The 19,164-nt window shown below is 68.6% G+C and carries 17 protein-coding genes, 1 tRNA gene and 1 pseudogene; 11 read left to right on the forward strand and 8 right to left on the reverse strand.

The window, feature by feature from the left end:
• Window positions 1–10: 10 nt before the first annotated feature.
• Genes AC1DYD_RS08760 through AC1DYD_RS08770 form a run of 3 tightly spaced genes read left to right on the forward strand, consistent with a single transcriptional unit; the run spans window position 11 to window position 3,344 of the window.
• Window positions 11–733 carry a DsbC family protein gene (locus AC1DYD_RS08760; protein WP_478172355.1) on the forward strand — a complete coding sequence of 241 codons (723 nt, stop codon included), beginning with the start codon at window positions 11–13 and terminating at the stop codon, window positions 731–733.
• Entirely contained in the window at window positions 733–2,526 is a 1,794-nt protein-coding gene (locus tag AC1DYD_RS08765) for a M61 family metallopeptidase (protein ID WP_478172356.1), read from the forward strand. Before AC1DYD_RS08760 ends, AC1DYD_RS08765 begins: the two co-directional genes overlap by 1 nt.
• A 38-nt stretch (window positions 2,527–2,564) precedes the next feature.
• A complete protein-coding gene (locus AC1DYD_RS08770; protein ID WP_478172357.1) occupies window positions 2,565–3,344 on the forward strand; it encodes an enoyl-CoA hydratase in 780 nt (259 codons plus the stop codon).
• 3 nt (window positions 3,345–3,347) lie between these two features.
• Here the strand turns inward: AC1DYD_RS08770 and AC1DYD_RS08775 are convergent, their stop codons facing one another.
• Complete coding sequence (locus AC1DYD_RS08775; protein WP_478172358.1) at window positions 3,348–4,895, reverse strand: sigma-70 family RNA polymerase sigma factor; 1,548 nt, start codon at window positions 4,893–4,895, stop codon at window positions 3,348–3,350.
• Window positions 4,896–4,954: 59 nt separating this feature from the next.
• On the opposite strand from AC1DYD_RS08775, the gene AC1DYD_RS08780 reads away from it, so the two are divergent.
• Window positions 4,955–5,031: transfer RNA gene (locus AC1DYD_RS08780), tRNA-Met, on the forward strand.
• A 288-nt stretch (window positions 5,032–5,319) separates the two neighbouring features.
• Here the strand turns inward: AC1DYD_RS08780 and AC1DYD_RS08785 are convergent.
• Window positions 5,320–6,414 (reverse strand): hypothetical protein, encoded by a 1,095-nt coding sequence (locus AC1DYD_RS08785; RefSeq protein ID WP_478172359.1) that lies wholly within the window; start codon window positions 6,412–6,414, stop codon window positions 5,320–5,322.
• Window positions 6,415–7,023: 609 nt separating this feature from the next.
• Here AC1DYD_RS08785 and AC1DYD_RS08790 point away from each other — a divergent pair.
• Window positions 7,024–8,729: pseudogene (locus AC1DYD_RS08790) on the forward strand (PhoX family protein).
• A gap of 82 nt (window positions 8,730–8,811) precedes the next feature.
• Here the strand turns inward: AC1DYD_RS08790 and AC1DYD_RS08795 are convergent.
• Entirely contained in the window at window positions 8,812–9,981 is a 1,170-nt protein-coding gene (locus AC1DYD_RS08795) for a glycosyltransferase (RefSeq protein WP_478172360.1), read from the reverse strand.
• Entirely contained in the window at window positions 9,978–10,856 is an 879-nt protein-coding gene (locus tag AC1DYD_RS08800) for a UDP-2,3-diacylglucosamine diphosphatase (RefSeq protein WP_478172361.1), read from the reverse strand. Before AC1DYD_RS08800 ends, AC1DYD_RS08795 begins: the two co-directional genes overlap by 4 nt.
• A 112-nt stretch (window positions 10,857–10,968) precedes the next feature.
• On the opposite strand from AC1DYD_RS08800, the gene AC1DYD_RS08805 reads away from it, so the two are divergent.
• Window positions 10,969–12,690, forward strand: coding sequence for a lysoplasmalogenase family protein (locus tag AC1DYD_RS08805; RefSeq protein WP_478172362.1), 1,722 nt, complete (start codon window positions 10,969–10,971; stop codon window positions 12,688–12,690).
• Window positions 12,691–12,702: 12 nt separating this feature from the next.
• Here AC1DYD_RS08805 and ruvB read toward each other — a convergent pair whose 3' ends face one another.
• The gene (gene ruvB / locus AC1DYD_RS08810) at window positions 12,703–13,758 is read right to left on the reverse strand and encodes a Holliday junction branch migration DNA helicase RuvB (protein WP_286525515.1); all 1,056 of its coding nucleotides are present in this window, start codon (window positions 13,756–13,758) and stop codon (window positions 12,703–12,705) included.
• An 86-nt stretch (window positions 13,759–13,844) separates the two neighbouring features.
• Between ruvB and AC1DYD_RS08815 the strand changes: the two genes are divergently transcribed.
• Window positions 13,845–14,279, forward strand: a complete 435-nt coding sequence (locus AC1DYD_RS08815) for a hypothetical protein (protein WP_478172363.1) — start codon at window positions 13,845–13,847, stop codon at window positions 14,277–14,279.
• A gap of 181 nt (window positions 14,280–14,460) precedes the next feature.
• Here the strand turns inward: AC1DYD_RS08815 and ruvA are convergent, their stop codons facing one another.
• Window positions 14,461–15,033, reverse strand: coding sequence for a Holliday junction branch migration protein RuvA (gene ruvA, locus AC1DYD_RS08820; RefSeq protein ID WP_478172364.1), 573 nt, complete (start codon window positions 15,031–15,033; stop codon window positions 14,461–14,463).
• 36 nt (window positions 15,034–15,069) lie between these two features.
• Between ruvA and AC1DYD_RS08825 the strand changes: the two genes are divergently transcribed.
• Entirely contained in the window at window positions 15,070–16,017 is a 948-nt protein-coding gene (locus AC1DYD_RS08825) for a PhoH family protein (RefSeq protein WP_478172365.1), read from the forward strand.
• A 1-nt stretch (window position 16,018) separates the two neighbouring features.
• Window positions 16,019–16,471, forward strand: coding sequence for an rRNA maturation RNase YbeY (ybeY, locus tag AC1DYD_RS08830; RefSeq protein WP_478172366.1), 453 nt, complete (start codon window positions 16,019–16,021; stop codon window positions 16,469–16,471).
• Between the two features lie 57 nt (window positions 16,472–16,528).
• Here the strand turns inward: ybeY and dtd are convergent, their stop codons facing one another.
• Together dtd and AC1DYD_RS08840 are read right to left on the reverse strand one after the other, a co-directional pair.
• Complete coding sequence (gene dtd, locus AC1DYD_RS08835; RefSeq protein WP_478172367.1) at window positions 16,529–16,966, reverse strand: D-aminoacyl-tRNA deacylase; 438 nt, start codon at window positions 16,964–16,966, stop codon at window positions 16,529–16,531.
• Window positions 16,963–17,883 carry a cation diffusion facilitator family transporter gene (locus tag AC1DYD_RS08840; RefSeq protein ID WP_478172368.1) on the reverse strand — a complete coding sequence of 307 codons (921 nt, stop codon included), beginning with the start codon at window positions 17,881–17,883 and terminating at the stop codon, window positions 16,963–16,965. The genes dtd and AC1DYD_RS08840 overlap by 4 nt, the downstream gene beginning before the upstream one ends.
• 140 nt (window positions 17,884–18,023) lie before the next feature.
• On the opposite strand from AC1DYD_RS08840, the gene AC1DYD_RS08845 reads away from it, so the two are divergent.
• Window positions 18,024–18,527, forward strand: a complete 504-nt coding sequence (locus tag AC1DYD_RS08845) for a FecR family protein (protein ID WP_478172369.1) — start codon at window positions 18,024–18,026, stop codon at window positions 18,525–18,527.
• The gene (locus tag AC1DYD_RS08850; protein WP_478172370.1) at window positions 18,524–19,132 is read left to right on the forward strand and encodes an OmpA family protein; all 609 of its coding nucleotides are present in this window, start codon (window positions 18,524–18,526) and stop codon (window positions 19,130–19,132) included. Before AC1DYD_RS08845 ends, AC1DYD_RS08850 begins: the two co-directional genes overlap by 4 nt.
• Window positions 19,133–19,164: the final 32 nt, after the last annotated feature.

A 19,164-nucleotide genomic window follows, 5' to 3' on the forward strand; every position in this document is an offset into this window, starting at 1 on the left:
GGAACACACCATGAAGCACCCTGCCCGCCCCCTCTTCGCCGCCCTGGCCATCCTGATGTTCGCAACGGCGCTGACGGCGACGGCCGGCGAGGCGGAGATCCGCAAGAACCTCGCCGCAAAGATCCCTCAGTTCGCCAACATCGACGAGATCACGAAGGCGCCGATCCCCGGCCTCTATGAAGTGCGGGTCAACGGCTTCGAGATCTTCTACACCGACGAGCAGGGCAACTACCTGCTGCAGGGCAACCTGATCGACGTCAAGGAACGCCGCAACCTGACCGAGGAGCGGATCGAGAAGCTCAGCCAGGTGGCCTTCGACAAGCTGCCGGCCAAGGACGCGATCAAGATCGTGCGCGGCAACGGCAAGCGCCGGCTGGCGGTGTTCGCCGACCCCAACTGCGGTTATTGCAAGCAGTTCGAGCGCGATCTGACCAAGGTCGACAACATCACGATCCAGCTCTTCCTCTATCCGGTGCTGGGACCCGATTCGGTGGTCAAGGCGCGCAACATCTGGTGCGCCAAGGACAAGGCCAGGTCGTGGGACGACTGGATGCAGCGCGGCGTCGCCCCCGCAGCCGCCGAGTGCGACACCGCGGCGCTCACGCGCAACCGCGAATTCGGCCAGAAGTACAACATCACCGGCACGCCGACGCTGATCTTCAGCGACGGCACGCGCACACCGGGCGCGATCCCGGCTGCGCAGGTCGAGAAGCAACTCGCCGCGCTCAATTGATGGCCACGCCGGCCATCCACTGCCGTGTCGAGTGCGCGGACCGCAAGGCGCACCTGTTCGCGATCACGCTGACCGTCGCCGAACCGGCCGTGCTGCAGCGCGTGACGCTCGCCGCCTGGATCCCGGGCAGCTATCTGCTGCGCGAGTTCTCGAAAAACCTCCAGCAGCTGCGGGCCCAGCAGGGACGACGAAAGCTGGCGGTGCGCCAGCTCGACAAGGCCGGCTGGGAGGTCGACTGCACGCCGGCCAAGCCGCTGGTGCTGCGCTACGAGATCTGCGCCTACGACAACTCGGTGCGCACCGCCTGGCTGGACGCCGACCGCGGCTTCTTCAACGGCACCAGCGTGTGCCTGCAGGTCGAAGGCCAGGCCGACACGCCGCACCTGCTCGAGGTGGTGGCACCGCCGGCGGTCGCGGACGGCGCGCGCTGGTCCTGCGCCACCGCGCTGCAGCCCTCGCGCGTCGACCGCCATGGCTTCGGCAGCTACCTCGCGTCCCACTACGACGAACTGGCCGACAGCCCGGTCGAGATGGGGCCGTTCTGGAGCGCCGAGTTCGAGGCCTGCGGCGTCCCGCACCGCTTCGTGGTCGCGGGCGCGCCGGCCTCCTTCGACGGCGAGCGGCTGATCGCCGACACCCGCGCCATCTGCGAGGCGCAGATGCGCTTCTGGCACGGCGACAAGGTCGGCAAGCGCGGCGGGCCGAAGCCGCCGCACGACCGCTATGTGTTCATGCTCAACGCGGTCGACGACGGCTACGGCGGGCTCGAGCACCGCCATTCGACGGCGCTGATCTGCACCCGGCGCGACCTGCCGCAGCGCGAGGCCCGCAAGCAGCCCGAGGGCTATACGACGCTGCTGGGCCTGGTCAGCCACGAGTACTTCCACACCTGGAACGTGAAGCGGCTGCGTCCGGTCGAGTTCGCGCGCTACGACTACGGGCGCGAGAACTACACCGGGCTGCTGTGGTTCTTCGAGGGCTTCACCAGCTACTACGACGACCTGCTGCTGCGTCGTGCCGGCCGCGTCGACGACGCCACCTACCTGCGCCTCGTCAACAAGACCATCAACCAGGTGCTGCAGACGCCGGGCCGGCAGCTGCAGTCGGTGGCCCAGGCCAGCTTCGACGCCTGGATCAAGTACTACCGCCAGGACGAGCAGACGCCCAATGCCACGGTCAGCTACTACACCAAGGGCGCACTGGTCGCGATGTGCCTCGACCTCACGCTGCGTTCCGAAGGCAAGGGCACGCTCGACGACGTGATGCGCCTGCTCTGGCAGCAGACCGGCGGGGGGCCGATCGCCGAAGCCGACATCGCCGACGCGCTCGAGACGGTCGGCGGCCGATCGTTCGCGCAGGAGATCGCAAGCTGGGTCCACTCGACCGACGAACTGCCCTTGTCGGACCTGCTGCGCGCCCACGGCGTGGCGGCACTCGACGATCCGGCGCAGCGCGCGCAGGAACTGGGCGTGCGCGTCGCCGAAACGAGCGGCAGCGTGCAGATCAAGGTGGTGCTGCGCGGCGGCGCCGCCGAGCAGGCGGGCTTCTCGGCCAACGACGAGTGGCTCGGCATCGAGCTGCCGGCGGCCAGGGGCCGGCCGGCGCAGGGCTGGCGCCTGACGCGGCTCGACGACCTCGCGCTCTATCTCGGGCCGCTGCGCAAGGCCACCGCCCTGGTCGCCCGCGACCGCCGCCTGCTGCGACTGCCGCTCACGCTGCCCGCGGGCGTCACGACCTGGCGCCTGTTCGCACAGGATCCCGCGAAGCTGGCCGCCTGGCTGCATCCGCAGTAGCCGGCGCATCCCCCATTGTTCGTTTCAAGGAGACACGCATGAGCTACGAGAACATCGAAGTGCGCATCGAGGCCGAGAAGGTCGGCATCATCACGCTGAACCGACCGAAGGCGCTGAACGCGCTCAACGACGCGCTGATGACCGAACTGGGCCAGGCGCTCAAGGCCTTCGACGCCGACCCGGCCATCGGCTGCATTATCCTGACCGGCAGCGAGCGCGCCTTCGCCGCCGGCGCCGACATCGCGGCGATGGCCAAGTACAGCTTCCTTGACGCCTACAAGGGCGACTACATCACGCGCAACTGGGAGACCATCCGCCAGATCCGCAAGCCGGTGATCGCCGCGGTGAGCGGCTTCGCGCTGGGCGGCGGCTGCGAGCTGGCGATGATGTGCGACTTCATCATCGCGGCCGACAACGCGAAGTTCGGCCAGCCCGAGATCAAGATCGGCGTCATCCCGGGCGCCGGCGGGACGCAGCGGCTGCCGCGCGCGGTCGGCAAGTCCAAGGCCATGGACATGGCGCTGACGGCCCGCATGATGGACGCCACCGAGGCCGAGCGCGCCGGGCTGGTGAGCCGCATCGTGCCTTACGACAAACTGGCCGAGGAGGCACTGGGCGCCGCACTGACCATCGCGAGCTTCTCGCAGATCGCCGTGATGGCGGCCAAGGAATCGGTCAACCGGGCCTTCGAGAGCGGGCTGTCGGACGGCGTGATGTTCGAGCGCCGGCTGTTCCATGCGCTGTTCGCGACCGCCGACCAGAAGGAAGGCATGGACGCCTTCCTGGCCAAGCGCACGCCCGACTTCAAGCACCAGTAGGCGCTAGGGATTGCGCGGCCGCTCCGGCGGCAGGGCCGCTTCGGGGGGCTGCACCGCCGCCTGCAGGGCCTGGCGCAATGCCGCCAGCGCCTGCGCCGACGGCACGCCCGTGGCGGGCGGCATCCGGCCTTCGCGCCAACGCACCTGCGCGCCGGCGATCTCGAACACCGCCAGCGACTCGGCGCCGCGCTCCAGCGTCACGCGCCACTCGGGCACGCCGCCGAGCGGCCGGGGTCCGACCGCCGACAGCGCGGCGGAGCCCAGCAGGGCGTTGAGTTCGCGCGCCTCGGCCCGGGACAGGCTGCGGCTCTCGCCGCCGCGGCGGCTGACCGTGAGGCGGGTCCAGGTCGACAGCGCCTCGAAAGTGGGGGGCTCCGTTTCGTCGGTGCGCACCGTCGGCACGGCCTTGGGGGCCGGGACCGGAGGCGGTGCAGGCGGGACGATGTCCATGACGAAGGGCAGCGGCGGCGGCGGCGGCAGCGGCGCTGGTGGCGGCGACGATGGCGCCGGCGGGAAAACGGATTGCGCTGGCGGGACTGGCGCCGCTGCTGGCTTCGCCGGCGGAGCAGACGGCGCGGATGACGCAGGCACGGGCTCGCTCTGCGATATCCGGGCCTCGAGCTTGTGACCGGGCGCCGATGCGCGCCACCAGAGCACGCCGATCAGCAATGCCCCGAGGGTGGCCGCCAAGACCGCTTTCCAGCGCCATCGCGGGCGCGCCGCGCGCTCCAGCTCGGCCGAATCGGTGTCCGGGTCGGTCGCGCCGATGGCGTCGTGCGCTTGCCTCCGGATCGCCTTGCCCAGCCGCCAGTCCGGCAGCGCGCCCTGGTCGGGCGCATGCGCCAGCGCACGCCGCAGAGGGGCGTCAGGCAGATCGTCGGCGGCGTGCATGCGCAGCCCCGGCACCGACAGATAGCGTTCCATGCAGCCGTGCAGCTTCTTCAGGCCGGCGCGCAGGCGGTTGCGGACCGTCTCGGCGTCGGTGCCGACGGCGGCCGCCATCGCCTCGACCGTGAAGCCTTCCTCGTGGTGCAGCAGGAAGGCCGCGCGCTGCGCGTCCGGCAGTTCGTCGAGGCAGGCCAGCAATCGCCGGCCGGCCGCCTGCCAGAACGCCAGTTCCTCCGCCGACGGATGCGCGGCATCGCGGGCCGCAGCGCCATCGCGCAGCAAGCCGCGGCTGAAGAGCCGCGCGGCTTCGAGACCGTCGCCATCCTCGTCGTGCGCATAGAACGCGACCTGCCGGCCGCTGATCGCCAGCCGGTCCATCGCCAGGTCGTGGGCCGTCGTGAAGGCCCGGATGCGCCAGCTGGCGCCCTGGGGCGAGACGCTGTCGCGCGCCGAGACGATGCGCATCCAGGTCGCCGTGAACACCTCGTCCACCTCGGCCGCCAGCCGCATGCCCAGCAGGCGGCGCACGAAGCGGAACAACGCGCTTTCGTGCCGCGCATAGAGCGCGTCGAAGGCCTGGGTGTCGCCGGCGGCATAGGCCAGCATCAGTTGGTCGTCCGGCAGGGCGTCGAGGCGATCGGGGTTCGCGGCGGACGAAGGCATCGGCAGATTTTCGGGGACGCGGCTGAAGTCGCCGCCAGAACAGCTATAATCCTGGGCTCGGCTCTTTAGCTCAGTCGGTTAGAGCGATGGAATCATAATCCACAGGTCCGCGGTTCGAGTCCGTGAAGAGCCACCATACACTCCGAGGCAAAGCCGGTAAGCGTCTACTCACATAGCGCTGCCGGCTTTTTTCATGTAGCTGCGTGCCGTCCAGTAGACAAGGTCCTTGCGTCGTGACCGTCGGACTCGTCAAGAGGACCCGCGACCGATTGCTGCACGCTACCCCCTGATGATGCCCCTGCGCCGGCCAACAGGCCTCGCCGTGGCGCGCGATCGGACGAAGATGCCTGCCCCGCACCCACGTTGGTCCGCAGCGCTTGCCGCAACGCTGGAGCAAAGCGCCGGCAAGCCCTGGCCAACCCCCTCAAGGCGCCGGGACCGCGGTTCGATTCGCGGGGACGATCTGCGGCTGGTATGCAAAGACTTCGCGGCTTCGAACGTCGACGTTGACTTTCAGCCAGTTCGCGTCGTTCGTGCCGTTTGCCTGGTTATCGCCAAACGTCTCGACTCGCGTGAAGTTCTCGAGCCTTCGCCCGGAAGCATCCAGCAGCGGCTTGTCGACTCTGTGGTAGTGCGAGTCGCCGTGCACGTATGCCACCGGCTTTCGAAATGCAATGGTTTCCTCGCGCAACGCGAGCAGGTATTCCTGGAACCCGTCCGGCTGACCATCGGTTTCGGCGAGCGTCTTTGCGTCGCGCAAGGGCGCCCGTGTTCCGTCGGTCGCGTCCCAACCCGGATTGGCCTGGGCAATGATCATGATCGCCGCCGATTGCCGCGCTGCCGCGAAGCGAAAAGACTCCCTCAGCCACGCGATGTTGGCCTGATTGCGCGCGGCCCATTCCGTTGGATCCGGCGCTGTGTCGCAAAGGTTGTTGCAGGAGCCCTGAACATTCAGCGTGACATAGGTGACGCCGCCAAAAGTCCATCGGCGGTTCTCGACGCATGCGGTCGGGCCGTTCACGCCGAGGCACAGCGGCGCCCCGGTTTGCACTTCCTGGCGAAGGCGCCGCTGACCCAATGAATACGGCGTTCCGAAGAACACCTGTCGCTCGTGATCGAGCCGTTCTCGCGAAGAGAACCCGCCGTTCGACGGACGATCGCAATCGGTCCAATCGTTGTCGCCGGGGGTCAACATGGCAGGCGCCTTCAGCGCGTTGAAGTAGCCCAGCGCCTGAACATACATGGCATCGCTGCATGTCGTCGGCGTGACCGAACCGGGCGTCCCGTTGCCGGCCTTCAGATCTCCGTCATGGACGGTGAACGAGAGATCTTGCCTGTTCATGTCGGCAATGAGATTGGGAACCCCGGTGAGGGCCTGCACATCTGAATAGGGCAGGTCGCCCCAAAGGCCTACGGCGTATGTCGTCCTTCCTCCGCCATCCTGGTCGTCGTTGCCTTCCTGGTCGGCCGACGCAATGAGCGGCAGCGACGACAGGGTCATCGCGAAGATCACGGTCAAGAGGTTCCTGCGAATTCCCATGAAGGGCTCCTTTTGCACTGGCGGGTTGGGGTTGAACTCGACAGTGGACGCCCGGAATGTGGCAGTTTGGTGACCGCGCTCCACGGCCCTCCGGGCTTCATTGCGCAGAGTCCTCAGGGTTTGTCTGCCGCACCGACAGTCCGCATCGGCCACTCATGCTCTCGGCCTTCTGCTTTTCGGCGCGGGGCTCGCTGCCGTCAATTGGCGTGCTTCTCGAGGCGGGGGCGCCGGCTTGCCCTTCCGAGACAGGACCTTCTTGGTGGCCACCCCACTTTTCAGGCGAACGTCACGCAGCCTTCACGAAGATTGCGGAGCATTCGAGTGGTAACGAACAGGACCGCAAGAGAAGACATGGCCAAAGACTACGCCCAGATGGAAGATTCCAACCGCAGCCTCAATCCCAGCATTCACGAGGTGTCGGATCGCACACGCCGCATCTTCGTGAGCGGCGGCTTCGCTGCGACGGTGGCAGGCCTTCTAGGACCGATGGCCGTTGGCTCTTTGACCGGTTGCGCCATCGCCCCCAGAGGCAGCGGCGGCGCCAACGCGGCGTCGCTGGGTCGCGGGATCTCCTTCAAGAGCATCCCCATGGCAGCCATTGACAGCGTGGCGGTGCCTGAAGGCTACAGCGCCCAGGTGCTGTACCGCTGGGGCGATCCGGTGGGGGTGGCCGGCCAGATGCCGGCCTTCAGGCTCGACGCCTCCAACAGCGCAGCCGACCAGGCGCTGCAGGCCGGCATGCATCACGACGGCATGGCCTTCTTCCCTCTCGACAACTCGTCCGGGCATGGCCTGCTCGTGGTGAATCACGAATACGTGGACGATGGCCTGTTGCACCCAGACGGGATGAAGACCTGGACCGCAGACAAGGTGCGCAAGTCCATGGCCGCGCACGGCGTCTCGGTGATCGAGATCCAGCGCGAAGGCAATGCCTGGACGCAGGTAGTCCCCTCGAAGTTTGCACGCCGCGTCACCGCCTTGACGCCGATGATCGTGACCGGCCCGGCCGCCGGCCATGCGATGCTGAAGACCGCCGCCGACCCCAGCGGCACGCGCGTGCTGGGCACCTTCAACAACTGTTCCAACGGCCACACGCCCTGGGGCACCTACCTGACCTGCGAAGAGAACTTCGCCGACTACTTCGAAGGCGTCGACAACCCCGATTCGCACCAGCGCCGCTGGGGTATGCGCAAGGGCAACGGTCAGAAGTACCGCTGGCACGAGCATGAGGAGCGCTTCGAGGTCGCCAAGCACCCCAACGAAGCCAACCGTTTCGGCTGGGTCGTTGAAATCGATCCGCAGGATCCCTCTTCGACCCCCGTCAAACGCAGCGCACTCGGCCGCGCCGCGCATGAAGGCGCGGCCACCGCGCTCACGGCCGACGGCCGGGCAGTGATCTACATGGGCGGGATTCGCGCTTCGAGTACATCTACAAGTTCGTCAGCCGCGACCGCGTCAAGCCTGGCGGGTTTGCGGCCAACCGTGAATTGCTGGACTACGGCACGCTGTACGTCGCGCGCTTTGACGTCGATGGCACCGGCGAATGGATGCCGCTCACGCAGGGCGCCGGTCCGCTCACCGCCGACAAGGGCTTTGCGAGCCAGGGCGACGTACTCATCAAGGCACGCCAGGCCAGCGATGCGCTGGGTGCCACCAAGATGGATCGGCCTGAGTGGACGACCGTCGACCCGATCTCCAAAGAGGTCTACTGCTCGCTGACCAACAACACCAACCGGGGCGCCGCAGGCCAGGCTTTCATGGACGCTGCCAATCCACGCTCCAACAACACCATGGGTCAGATCATTCGCTGGAAGGAAAGCGGTGATCTGGACGCTACGAAGTTCGCTTGGAACCACCTGTTGCTGGCCGGAGACCCGAAGCAAGGCCGTTGGGAAGCGCGAGGCAACATCAAGGGCGACACCTTCGGCAGTCCCGACGGCCTGACAGTGGACGCGCGCGGCGTGCTGTGGATCCAGACCGACGTGTCGACTTCCACATTGGGCAAGGGCGAATACAGCAACCTGCCGAACAACCAGATGTTGGCCTGCGACCCGACCAAGGGCGAGATTCGCCGCTTTCTGGTCGGGCCGGCGGGTTGCGAGATCACCGGATTGACGGCCACGCCGGACCTGCGCAGCCTGTTCATCAACATCCAGCATCCGGGTGAACCCGCCAATGAGCGCAGCGACCCCGACCGCCCGCTGGCGGTGTCGAAGTGGCCCGATGGCGCCGGCCGGCCTCGTTCGGCGACGGTGGTCATCACCAGAAACGATGGCGGCGTGATCGGGACCTGATGCGCGCGACTGCAGGGGTCTTGCCGACGCTGGCCGGCCGGGGCTGGGACGAAGGACCCGGTTGGGTCCAAGCGGCTGAGCTTCAAACCGATAGCAGGCTTTCTTTTTTCACCGCCTCGGCCTGCGCCAGGATTTCCTCCAGGATCCCGGGCAACTCGTACATCGCCCGGTTGCGCACCCGGCGCGTCGCCGCCTGGTAGCGGCCCAGCTGCCCGGTCAGGGCGTCGACCGCCTGCGCCACCCCGGCAAAGCTGCCGCACACCAACCCGACGCCCTGCTCGCGCACCCACTGGGCGTTGTAGCGTTCCTGCGGCAGGGTCCAGCGGTTGCGCACCACGATCACGGGCAACTGCATCTGCACCGCCTCGCTCAGGCTGCCCGGCCCGGGCTTGCCGATGAAGAAGTCGGCCAGCTGCATGTAGCGCGCGATGTCGGGCGTGAACTCCAGCACCAGCCGCGGCGCGCGCGCCGGCAATGCGCGCAGGGTCCGGGCCAGCGCCGCGTTGTGGCCGCAGGCGAGGATCAGCGGGGTCTCGGGCAGGCGCTTCGCGATTCCGAGCATCGCCTTCGAGCCCTGGCCGCCGAACAGGACGATGCCGGTCGGCCGCCCCGCCTCCAAACCCAGCCGCGAGCGCTCCGCGGCGCGGTCGATCGGAGGCGGTTCATGGAAGGCCGAGCGCATCAGCATGCCGGAACTGGCATGGATCCGATCGTCCGCATAGCCGGCCGATCGGGCCTGCTGCACCGCCTTCGGCGAGCCGCACACCAGGTGCTGGTCCAGGCCCTCCTCGATCCAGAAATGCGGCGGGTGGTCGGCCAGGTCGGTCAGCACGGTCACGTAGGGAACGCCCGGCAAGGTCGAAGCCAGCGACTCGCACAGCGCACGATTGAAGTTCGGAATCAGCGACACGACCATGTCGGGCTCGGTCGCCAGCCAGTGCTGCTGCAAGGGCCGCAGCAGCGCGGCGTGGCTCCATCGGATCATGCCCTGGAGCAGCTTGAGTTCCTGCGCCAGGCCCAGCGTCCAGCCGCGCGCGAGCCGCTTGTTGTAGACATCCTCGGGGTCCATCCCGGTCAGCTTGCGAAAGCTGTCCTTCGGGTCCAGCACCTCGCGCAGGTTGACCCGCCGCACGGTCCACGGCAGGCCGGCGCGCCAGATCGCCGCTTCCAGCGCCAGCGCGGAGGCGCGGTGCCCGCCGCCGGCATTGAAGTAGACGAGGTCGACGGTCCGCGCGCCGGCCGTCCCGGTCATGCGTGCACCGGCACACGCCGCGCGGCCGCCGTTGCGGCGCCGGACCGAGCCGGCATCTGGCCGGCCCAGTGCAGGATCTCGAGCGAGCCGTCGGCATGCTCGGCCAGCGCCGTCAGGCTCTCGACCCAGTCGCCGTCGTTGGCATAGAGGATGCCATCGATATCGCGCAGCTCCGCATGGTGGATGTGCCCGCAGACCACGCCCTGCACGCCCCGCCGGCGGGCTTCGCGTGCCACCGCCGTCTCGAAGTCGCCGACATAGCTGAGCGCGCGCTTGACCTTCAGCTTGAGGTACTTCGACAACGACCAGTAGGGCAGGCCCATGCGCGCCCGCAGCGAGTTGAGGTGCCGGTTCAGCTTCAGCGTGAACTCGTACAGCGAGTCGCCGACATGGGCCAGCCACTTGGCGCACTGGATCACGCCGTCGAACAGGTCGCCGTGCATGACCCACAGCTTGCGGCCGTCGGCGGTCTCGTGGATCCACTCTTCGGCGACATCGATGCCGCCGAAGTTGTGCTGCAGGTACTTGCGCGCGAACTCGTCGTGGTTGCCCGGGATGAAGATCACGCGCGTGCCCTTGCGGGCCTTGCGCAGCAGCTTCTGGATCACGTCGTTGTGCGCCTGCGGCCAGTACCAGTGGCGGCGCAGCTGCCAGCCGTCGATGATGTCGCCGACCAGGAACAGGGTCTGGCATTCCGTGTGCTTCAGGAAATCGAGCAGTGCCCGTGCCTGGCAGCCTGGCGTGCCCAGGTGCAGGTCGGAGATCCAGAGGGTGCGGTAGATCTGCGCAGGCCGGGTGACTTCGTCGTCGGTCACGCCGCTGGCCGCACCGGTCGTGTCGCGCCATGCGCGGAGGAAAGCGTCGTCGCGTTGCATGGACGGGCACGATCGCAGTCCTGCATGACGCGCCTGCGGCACCCCGGTGACGCCCCGGTGACAGGGGAAGCCTGGGGGTGTTTCGACGGTCGCCCAGCCGAGAATCCCGTTCATGCGACCTGGCCAGATCATCGTCCTCGCCACCCCCGTCTTCTTCCTGCTGATCGGCATCGAGTTCTGGGTCGGCCGGCTGCGCGCACGGCGCGGCAGCGGCCACGACACCTACCGCCTGCCCGACACGCTCAACAGCATCGGCCTGGGCATGCTGAGCCAGATCAGCGCCGCCCTCACCGGGCTGCTGCGCATCGGCATCTACACCGCCTGCTGGTCGGCCTTCGCGCTGTTCCCCGACCTGGACTTCTGGACCCGCTGGTACGGCTGGCTCCTGGCGCTGGTCTTCTACGACTTCTGCTACTACTGGCTGCACCGCTTCGGCCACGAGAGCGCGCTGCTGTGGGCGGCGCACGTGGTGCACCACCAGAGCCAGCACTACAACCTCTCGACCGCGCTGCGCCAGACCTCCAGCGGCGTGCTGTTCGGCTGGATCTTCTACCTGCCGATGGCGATCGCCGGCGTGCCGCCCCTGGTCTTCGGCGTGGTAGCGCTGGCCGACCTGCTCTACCAGTTCTGGGTCCACACCGAGCAGGTCGGCAAGCTCGGGTGGTTCGACCGCTGGTTCTGCTCGCCCTCCAACCACCGCGTGCACCATGCGGTCAACGACCGCTACATCGACCGCAGCTACGGCGGCGTGCTGATCGTCTGGGACCGCCTGTTCGGCACCTTCAAGGAAGAAGACGAGCGCTGCGTCTACGGCACCCGCAGCCCGCTGCAGAGCTGGGACCCGGTGTGGGCCAATGCCGAGGTCTATGCGTCGCTCGCGCGCGACAGCTGGCGCACCCGGCGCTGGAGCGACAAGCTGCGGCTTTGGTTCAAGCCGCCGGGCTGGCAGCCGGCCGACCTGTCGGCCAGCGATCCGAAGCCGGCCTTCGACATCCAGCAAGTGCAGCGCTACGAGCCACCGGCCTCGGGCCGCGTGCAGGCCTTCGCGGCGCTGCAGTTCGTCCTGCTGCTGGGCGGCGCCACCGCCTTCCTGTGGTTTTCGGACACGCTCGCCTTCGTCACCTCGCTGGTCTGGCTCGGTGCGCTGACCGCCGGGCTCTGGGCCACCGGCGCGGTGCTGCAGGGCCGGCTGCCGGTGATCGGCGTGCTGTTCGTCGATGCCGCCGCCCTGGCGACCGCGAGCGGCGCGCTCGGGCTCTCCGGCCTGCACTTCGTCGCCAAGCCGCTGGCGCTCTCGATCCTGATCGCCTTCGCATCGATGCGCGCGCGCACCGACGCCATGCCGGGCCGCTTCGCCCTGGTGCTGCTCGCCGGCCTGGCGGCATCGCTGGGCGGCGACGTGCTCCTGATGTGGCCGCAGCGTTTCGTTCCGGGACTGGTGGCCTTCCTCCTCGCGCACCTGGCCTATATCGCGCTGTTCGCCAACGGCGTGGGCCTTTTTCCGCGCCGGCGCGCGCTGGCCGCCACGCTGGCGGTCGGCGTCCTGATGTATGGCTTCCTGTGGTGGGGCGGGCTGCCCGCCGGCCTGCGGATCCCGGTCGGGATCTATGTCGTGGTGATTGCCTGCATGGCGGCCCAGGCGCTCGGTCGCGCGGCGGTGCTGGGCGACGCGGCGGCCCGGCAGGTCGCGCTCGGCGCCTGCCTCTTCATGGTCAGCGATGCGCTGCTGGCGACCCACCGCTTCGTCCAGCCGCTGCCGGTGGCGTCGCTGTGGGTGCTGGCGAGCTACTACGCGGCGCAGTGGCTGATCGCGGCGAAGGTGCGTGCACGCTGAGGGCAACGCGGCTCAACTGCCGAACATGTCCCCATCCCGCTGCGGCGGCGCCACTCCGAGGTGCCGGTACGCCGCCAGCGTCGCGATCCGCCCGCGCGGCGTGCGCTGCAGGTAGCCCTGCTGGATCAGGTAGGGCTCGATCACGTCCTCGATCGTGCCCGACTCCTCGCCGATGCTGGCGGCAATGTTGTCGAGGCCGACCGGTCCACCGTCGAAGCGGTGGATCACGGCCTCGAGCAGCTTGCGGTCCATCAGGTCGAAGCCTTGAGGATCGACGTCGAGCATCGCCAGTGCCTTGTGCGCGACATCGATCGTGATGCGGCCGTCGCTCTTGACCTGCGCGTAGTCGCGCACGCGGCGCAGCAGCCGGTTGGCGATCCGGGGCGTGCCGCGCGAACGCTTCGCGATCTCAAGGCCGCCCTCGTCGTCCATCGGCACGCCGAGCAGGCCGGCGCTGCGCCGCACGATGCGCGCGAGTTCTTCCGCCGTATAGAACTCCAGCCGCGCCACGATGCCGAAGCGGTCGCGCAGCGGATTGGTCAGCATGCCGGCGCGGGTGGTGGCGCCGACCAGCGTGAACGGCTGCAGGTCGAGCTTGATGCTGCGCGCGGCCGGGCCCTCGCCGATCATGATGTCGATCTGGTAGTCCTCCAGCGCCGGGTAGAGGATCTCCTCGACCACCGGCGACAGCCGATGGATCTCGTCGATGAAGAGCACGTCGTTGCGCTCGAGGTTGGTCAGCAGCGCCGCCAGGTCCTTCGGCTTCTCGAGCACCGGGCCCGAGGTCTGGCGCAGGTTGACGCCGAGCTCGGCCGCGATGATGTGCGACAGCGTGGTCTTGCCGAGGCCGGGCGGGCCGAACAGCAGCACGTGGTCGAGCGCCTCGGCGCGATGGCGGGCCGCGCCGATGAAGATCTCCAGCTGCTCGCGCACCTTGGCCTGGCCGACGTACTCGTCGAGCAGCTTGGGCCGCAGCGCACGCTCGATCGCCTCCTCGTTGGGCGAAGCGGGTGCGGCCGACACCACGCGTTGCGGGGCCGGGGCGAAGTCGTCGGTCTGGATGGTCATGGGGCGAATCGGAAGAGGACGCAGTTTAGAGCTTGCCGCAGCCCCGCTGCGGCAGAATGCGCCAGCGAAAGGAGGCCGATCCGCCCATGAACGACAACGACCGTGCGCTCTGTGCCGCCACCGCGGGCCTGCTGCGCGCCAGCGGCGCGATCGCGGTCTGGGGACTGGCGCTCGCATTGATCGCGGGCCTGGTGCTGGCATTGACCGGCCGCTCGCTGCCGGCGGTGTCATGGGCGAGCTTCGCGGCGATCGCGCTGGCCGGGCTGCCCGAGCGCTACCTGACGCTGCGGCTGCGGCTGGACATGGCCCTGTTCGATGGCCTGGCGCACGGCGCCATCGCCACGCTGCCGGTGCTCGACGGCACGCTCGACAAGCTGGGCCTTCGACGCGGCGCCGATGTCCCGCGCCCGCTGGCCGATCGCGTCACGGCCGCGCGGCTGGCCATGCAGCGCCACGGCCTCGTGGTGGTGCTCCAGACCGTGCTGTTCGCGCTGGCCCTCGCGCTGCAGGATTCGCGCTGAAGGGGGGGAATTGCCCCCACGCTCCTCACTGCGTGTGTCGCTGCCCCCCGAGGGGGCCGCAGGCCGCCTTGGGGCGGCCCGGCGCCGGCCTGATCGCCCCCACGCTCCTCACTGCGTGTGTCGCTGCCCCCCGAGGGGGCCGCAGGCCGCCTTGGGGCGGCCCGGCGCCGGCCTGAGCCGCCTACTTGGCCAGTGCCCGCAGCGCCAGCTTGATCCCCTCGCCCACCGCCACGTCCTTCGGCAGGGCCTTGAGCGAGGCCGCGGCCTCCTTGTCGCTGTAGCCCAGCGCGACCAGCGCCTGCAGGATGTCGGCCTGGGCGTCGGTGGCGGCATGCGCGGGCACCGCGATGTCGGCGCCCAGCTTGCCCTTCAACTCCAGCAGCAGCCGCTCGGCGGTCTTCTTGCCGATGCCCGGGATCTTCACCAGCCGGCCGGCCTCCTGCAGCGTGATCGCCTGCGCGAGTTCGCCCACGCTCAAGCCGCTCAGCACGCCCAGCGCGGTGCGCGGCCCGACGCCGGAGATCTTGATCAGCAGCCGGAATGCGGCGCGCTCCTGCGCGGTGGCGAAGCCATAAAGAATCTGCGCATCCTCGCGCACCACGAAGTGCGTCAGCAGAGACACCCGCTCGCCGGCCGCCGGCAGGTTGTAGAAGGTGCTCATCGGCACATCGACCTCGTAGCCGACCCCGTTGCAGTCCACCACCACCTGCGGCGGATTGCGTTCGGCCAGGATGCCGGTGAGTTTGCCTATCATGGGTGCCCTTCTCGCTTTTATGAAAATGAATTCCGCGTGATTCTGCGACACACCTTCGCTCCGCCCAACAACACGCGGCTGGGCCACCTCTGCGGCCCGCTCGACGCCAACCTGCGGCGCATCGAGGAGGCGCTCGACGTCAAGATCGCGCACCGCCACGAGCAATTCAAGATCGACGGGCCCAAGGTCAAGGCCGAGCGCGCCATGGAAGTGCTGCAGGCGCTCTACGAGATCGCCCAGCGCGTGATCGATCCGGCGGTGGTCCAGCTGACCCTGGCCAGCGACGGCTCGATGGCCGAGGCCGAGGATGGCGCCATCATGCTGGCCACGCGGCGCACCGACCTGCGCGCGCGCACGCCCAACCAGAGCGTCTACCTGGACAACATCGCCAACCACGACATCACGCTCGGCATCGGACCGGCGGGCACCGGCAAGACCTACCTGGCGGTGGCCTGCGCGGTCGACGCGCTCGAGCGCAGCGCGGTGCAGCGCATCGTGCTGACCCGTCCCGCGGTCGAGGCCGGCGAGCGGCTCGGCTTCCTGCCCGGCGACCTGACGCAGAAGGTCGACCCCTACCTGCGGCCCCTGTACGACGCGCTGTACGACCTGATGGGCTTCGATCGCGTACAGAAGGCCTTCGAACGCAATGCGCTCGAGATCGCGCCGCTGGCCTTCATGCGCGGCCGCACCCTCAACAACGCCTTCGTGATCCTCGACGAGGCGCAGAACACGACGGTCGAGCAGATGAAGATGTTCCTGACCCGCATCGGTTTCGGCGCCAAGGCGGTGGTGACCGGCGACGTCAGCCAGATCGATCTGCCGAAGTCCCAGCCCAGCGGGCTGATCGACGCCGAGCGCGTGCTCAAGCGCGTCAACGGCATCGCCGTCACGCGTTTCACGAGTGCCGACGTGGTGCGCCATCCGCTGGTCGCGCGCATCGTCGATGCGTACGACAACGCGCGCAAGCGCACGGCGAGCCGCTGACATGGCGCTCGCAGACCTGTCGCTGTCCTTGCAGTTCGCCCGCTTCAAGGGCGTCGAGCGCCATCGTGCCGCCTTGCCGCGGCACAGCGTCGTGCGCTGGATCCGGCACGCGCTCGATGCCGACGGCGAGATCACCGTGCGCATCGTCGATGCCGACGAGGGCCAGCAGCTCAACCGCGAGTTTCGCGGCAAGGACTACGCGACCAACGTGCTGACCTTCGACTACGCGCAGTCCCCGATCGTGATGGCCGACCTGGTGCTGTGCGCGCCGGTCGTCGCCCGGGAGGCGAAGGAACAGCGCAAGACGCTGGCCGCGCACTACGCCCATCTGCTGGTCCACGGCACGCTGCATGCGCAGGGCTGGGACCACGAGACCGGCGAGGAAGACGCCGAGGCGATGGAAGCCCGCGAGATCGAGATCCTGGCCGGTCTCGGCATCCGCAACCCCTACTGATACCTTGCGGGACAGACCAACAAACTGCGCAGCAGTTCTTGCTCTGTCCCCAACTGATCAAATCTGCAGCGGGATCGTCACCGGCCCGTCGTTCACCAGGTACACCTGCATGTCGGCGCCGAACTCGCCGGTCGCCACCACCGGATGCGCTTCGCGCGCCCGGGCCACGAAGTACGCATAGAGCCGCCGCCCTTCGTCGGGCGGCGCCGCTTGCGTGAAGCTCGGCCGGTTGCCGCCGCTCACATCGGCCGCCAGCGTGAACTGGCTCACCACCAGCAGCCCGCCGCCGACGTCCTGCAGGCTGCGGTTCATCTTGCCGGCATCGTCGGCGAAGATACGCAGCTTCAGGATCTTCGCCAGCAACCGGTCGGCCAGCGCGTCGGCATCGCCGCGCTCGGCGCACAGCAGCACCAGCAGCCCCGCGTCGATCGCACCCACGGTGTGCCCGGCGATATCGACCCGCGCGCTGCGCACGCGCTGCAGCAGCGCCTTCATTCGGCCTCGTCCTTCCGGGTGGCCCGCGCTTCCATGCCCAGCGGCAGCAACTGGATGGTCACGCGCAGGCCGGGCAAGGCATCCATCAGCGCCTGCTCGAGGCCATCGCGCAGGCCCGCGGCGCGCTGCAGCGACCAGCCGCCCGGCACGTGCATGTGGAGATCGGCGAAGCGCCGCTGGCCGGCACGGCGCGTGACGACGTCATCGAAGCGCAGCTGCGCGCCTTCCGGCACCTCGGCCGCAAAGCGCTCCAGCGTGGCCTGCAGCTGTGCCAGCGATTCAGGCTCGAGCGCCTCGTCCATCAGCCCCTGCGAGGCGCGCCACACCAGCTTCACGCCCTCGCGCACGATGTTCAGCGCCACGCCGATGGCCAGCACCGGGTCGAGCCAGAGCCAGTCCGTCAAGCTGACCGCCACGATCCCGACCACCACCGCGGCCGAGGTCCAGACGTCGGTGACCAGATGGCGCGCATCGGATTCGAGCGCGATCGAGCGGTGCGTGCGCGCAGCCCGGAACATCGTGAAGGCCAGCGCCCCGTTGAAGGCCGAACTCAGGATCGACAGCCCCAGCCCCCAGCCGAGCTGCTCCAGCGGCTGCGGCGAGAGCAGGCGCAGCACCGCCACCCAGATGATCGCGATCGCGGCGCCGATGATCAGGATGCCCTCGAAGCCGGACGAGAAATACTCCGCCTTGTGATGGCCGTAGGGATGGTCATCGTCGGCCGGGCGCGCCGCGACCGTGACCATCGCCAGCGCGAAGGTGGCGCTGGCAAGGTTGACGAACGACTCCATGGCGTCCGAGATGAGCCCCATGGAGTTGGTGACGTAGCCTGCCGCACCCTTGAGAAGGATCGTGACCACGGCGACCCCGATCGACGCCCGGAGCAGTTGGGCAGGACTCAGCGCGGCGAATTTCAAGGGATGAAAGGTAACTAAAAAGGTAACTGAAGCGCAAAGTGCGAACAATGGCGCAGACGCGGCGCTGCCGAATTATCGCGGTCCACCTGCCCTCGCATACCATCGACCGCAAGGTCCCCAATCGTTGCGGAAGCGTGCTCGTGAACAAGAAATCAACCCTGGTCCTGTGCGGCCTCGCCCTTGCCGCCTCCGGTGCGGCGGCCCAGACAAGTGCAGGCAGCGCCCCTTCGGCCGAAGCGCCAAGGCCCACGGCAAGCGAGGAACGCGCCGGCATCGTGAAATCCGTGCGCGGTGACGTCCAGCTGCTCGGTAGCGATGGCAGGCCGCGGGCCGCGAGTGCCGGCGACGCCGTGGCGCCCATCGACCGCCTCCAGACCGGTGCCGAGTCGGGCGCCAGCGTGGTGCTGCGCGACGGCACGACGCTGGTGGTCGGTCCGTCGTCGCGGGTCGACCTCAAGCAGTTCCATTTCGACTCGACCACGCAGGACGGGAGCATGCTGGTCTCGCTGCTGCGCGGGACCCTGCGGATGGTCACCGGACTCATTGGCAGGACCCACCCCGATGCCGTGCGTGTCGAGACGCAAACCGCGGTGATCGGCATCCGCGGCACCGATTTCATCGTCGAGGCAGATCCGCAGCCGTGACAGTTCGCCGTCTTCTCCTTCTGCTGGTCGTTGTTTCTTCCGCGCTGCTTGCGGCCTGCGCCTCACCCGGTACCCGCGTGGTGCTGCTGCCCCAGGCCGACGGCAAGCCGTCCGCCGTGGTGGTGCGCACGGAGGCGGGCGAAGAGACGCTGTCTCAGCCCTACGAACGCGCGACAGCCCAGCGAGGCGCCCACGGAGCGCCGGCGATCGACAAGGTCGATCCCGAGGGCCTGAAGCGCGACTACAAGGCGCTCTTCGACCTGATGCCGCCGCCGGCGCAACGCTACACCGTGTATTTCGAAGCCGGCGGCATCGTGCTCACCGCGGCGTCGCAGGTCGCCATGAACGAAGCACTGGCCACCGCCCTGGCGCGCAGCGGCGGCGAGATCGTGGTCACGGGCCATAGCGACACGGTCGGCACGCTCACGCGCAACGACACCCTGTCGCTCACCCGCGCACTGGAAATCAGGCAGCTCTTCCTCGCGCGCGACTTCCCGCCGAACCGCATCGAAGCCGTGGGCCGCGGCGAACGCGAGCTCGCGGTGCGCACGGCCGATGAAGTCGACGAGCCGCGCAACCGCAGGGTGACCATCGAAGTCAGGTAGTTGCTCGCCCCCAGGTCGGGCTCACTTCGTGT

This window comes from Variovorax sp. P4_B11 (genome assembly GCF_056402355.1).

Coding starts and splice junctions, on each gene's coding strand:
- dtd (WP_478172367.1), bottom strand. CDS start 16,966: ATGAAGGCGCTGCTGCAGCGCGTGCGCAGCGCGCGGGTCGATATCGCC.
- AC1DYD_RS08805 (WP_478172362.1), top strand. CDS start 10,969: ATGCGACCTGGCCAGATCATCGTCCTCGCCACCCCCGTCTTCTTCCTG.
- AC1DYD_RS08770 (WP_478172357.1), top strand. CDS start 2,565: ATGAGCTACGAGAACATCGAAGTGCGCATCGAGGCCGAGAAGGTCGGC.
- ybeY (WP_478172366.1), top strand. CDS start 16,019: ATGGCGCTCGCAGACCTGTCGCTGTCCTTGCAGTTCGCCCGCTTCAAG.
- ruvB (WP_286525515.1), bottom strand. CDS start 13,758: ATGACCATCCAGACCGACGACTTCGCCCCGGCCCCGCAACGCGTGGTG.
- AC1DYD_RS08800 (WP_478172361.1), bottom strand. CDS start 10,856: ATGCAACGCGACGACGCTTTCCTCCGCGCATGGCGCGACACGACCGGT.
- AC1DYD_RS08760 (WP_478172355.1), top strand. CDS start 11: ATGAAGCACCCTGCCCGCCCCCTCTTCGCCGCCCTGGCCATCCTGATG.
- AC1DYD_RS08775 (WP_478172358.1), bottom strand. CDS start 4,895: ATGCCTTCGTCCGCCGCGAACCCCGATCGCCTCGACGCCCTGCCGGAC.
- AC1DYD_RS08815 (WP_478172363.1), top strand. CDS start 13,845: ATGAACGACAACGACCGTGCGCTCTGTGCCGCCACCGCGGGCCTGCTG.
- AC1DYD_RS08765 (WP_478172356.1), top strand. CDS start 733: ATGGCCACGCCGGCCATCCACTGCCGTGTCGAGTGCGCGGACCGCAAG.
- ruvA (WP_478172364.1), bottom strand. CDS start 15,033: ATGATAGGCAAACTCACCGGCATCCTGGCCGAACGCAATCCGCCGCAG.
- AC1DYD_RS08795 (WP_478172360.1), bottom strand. CDS start 9,981: ATGACCGGGACGGCCGGCGCGCGGACCGTCGACCTCGTCTACTTCAAT.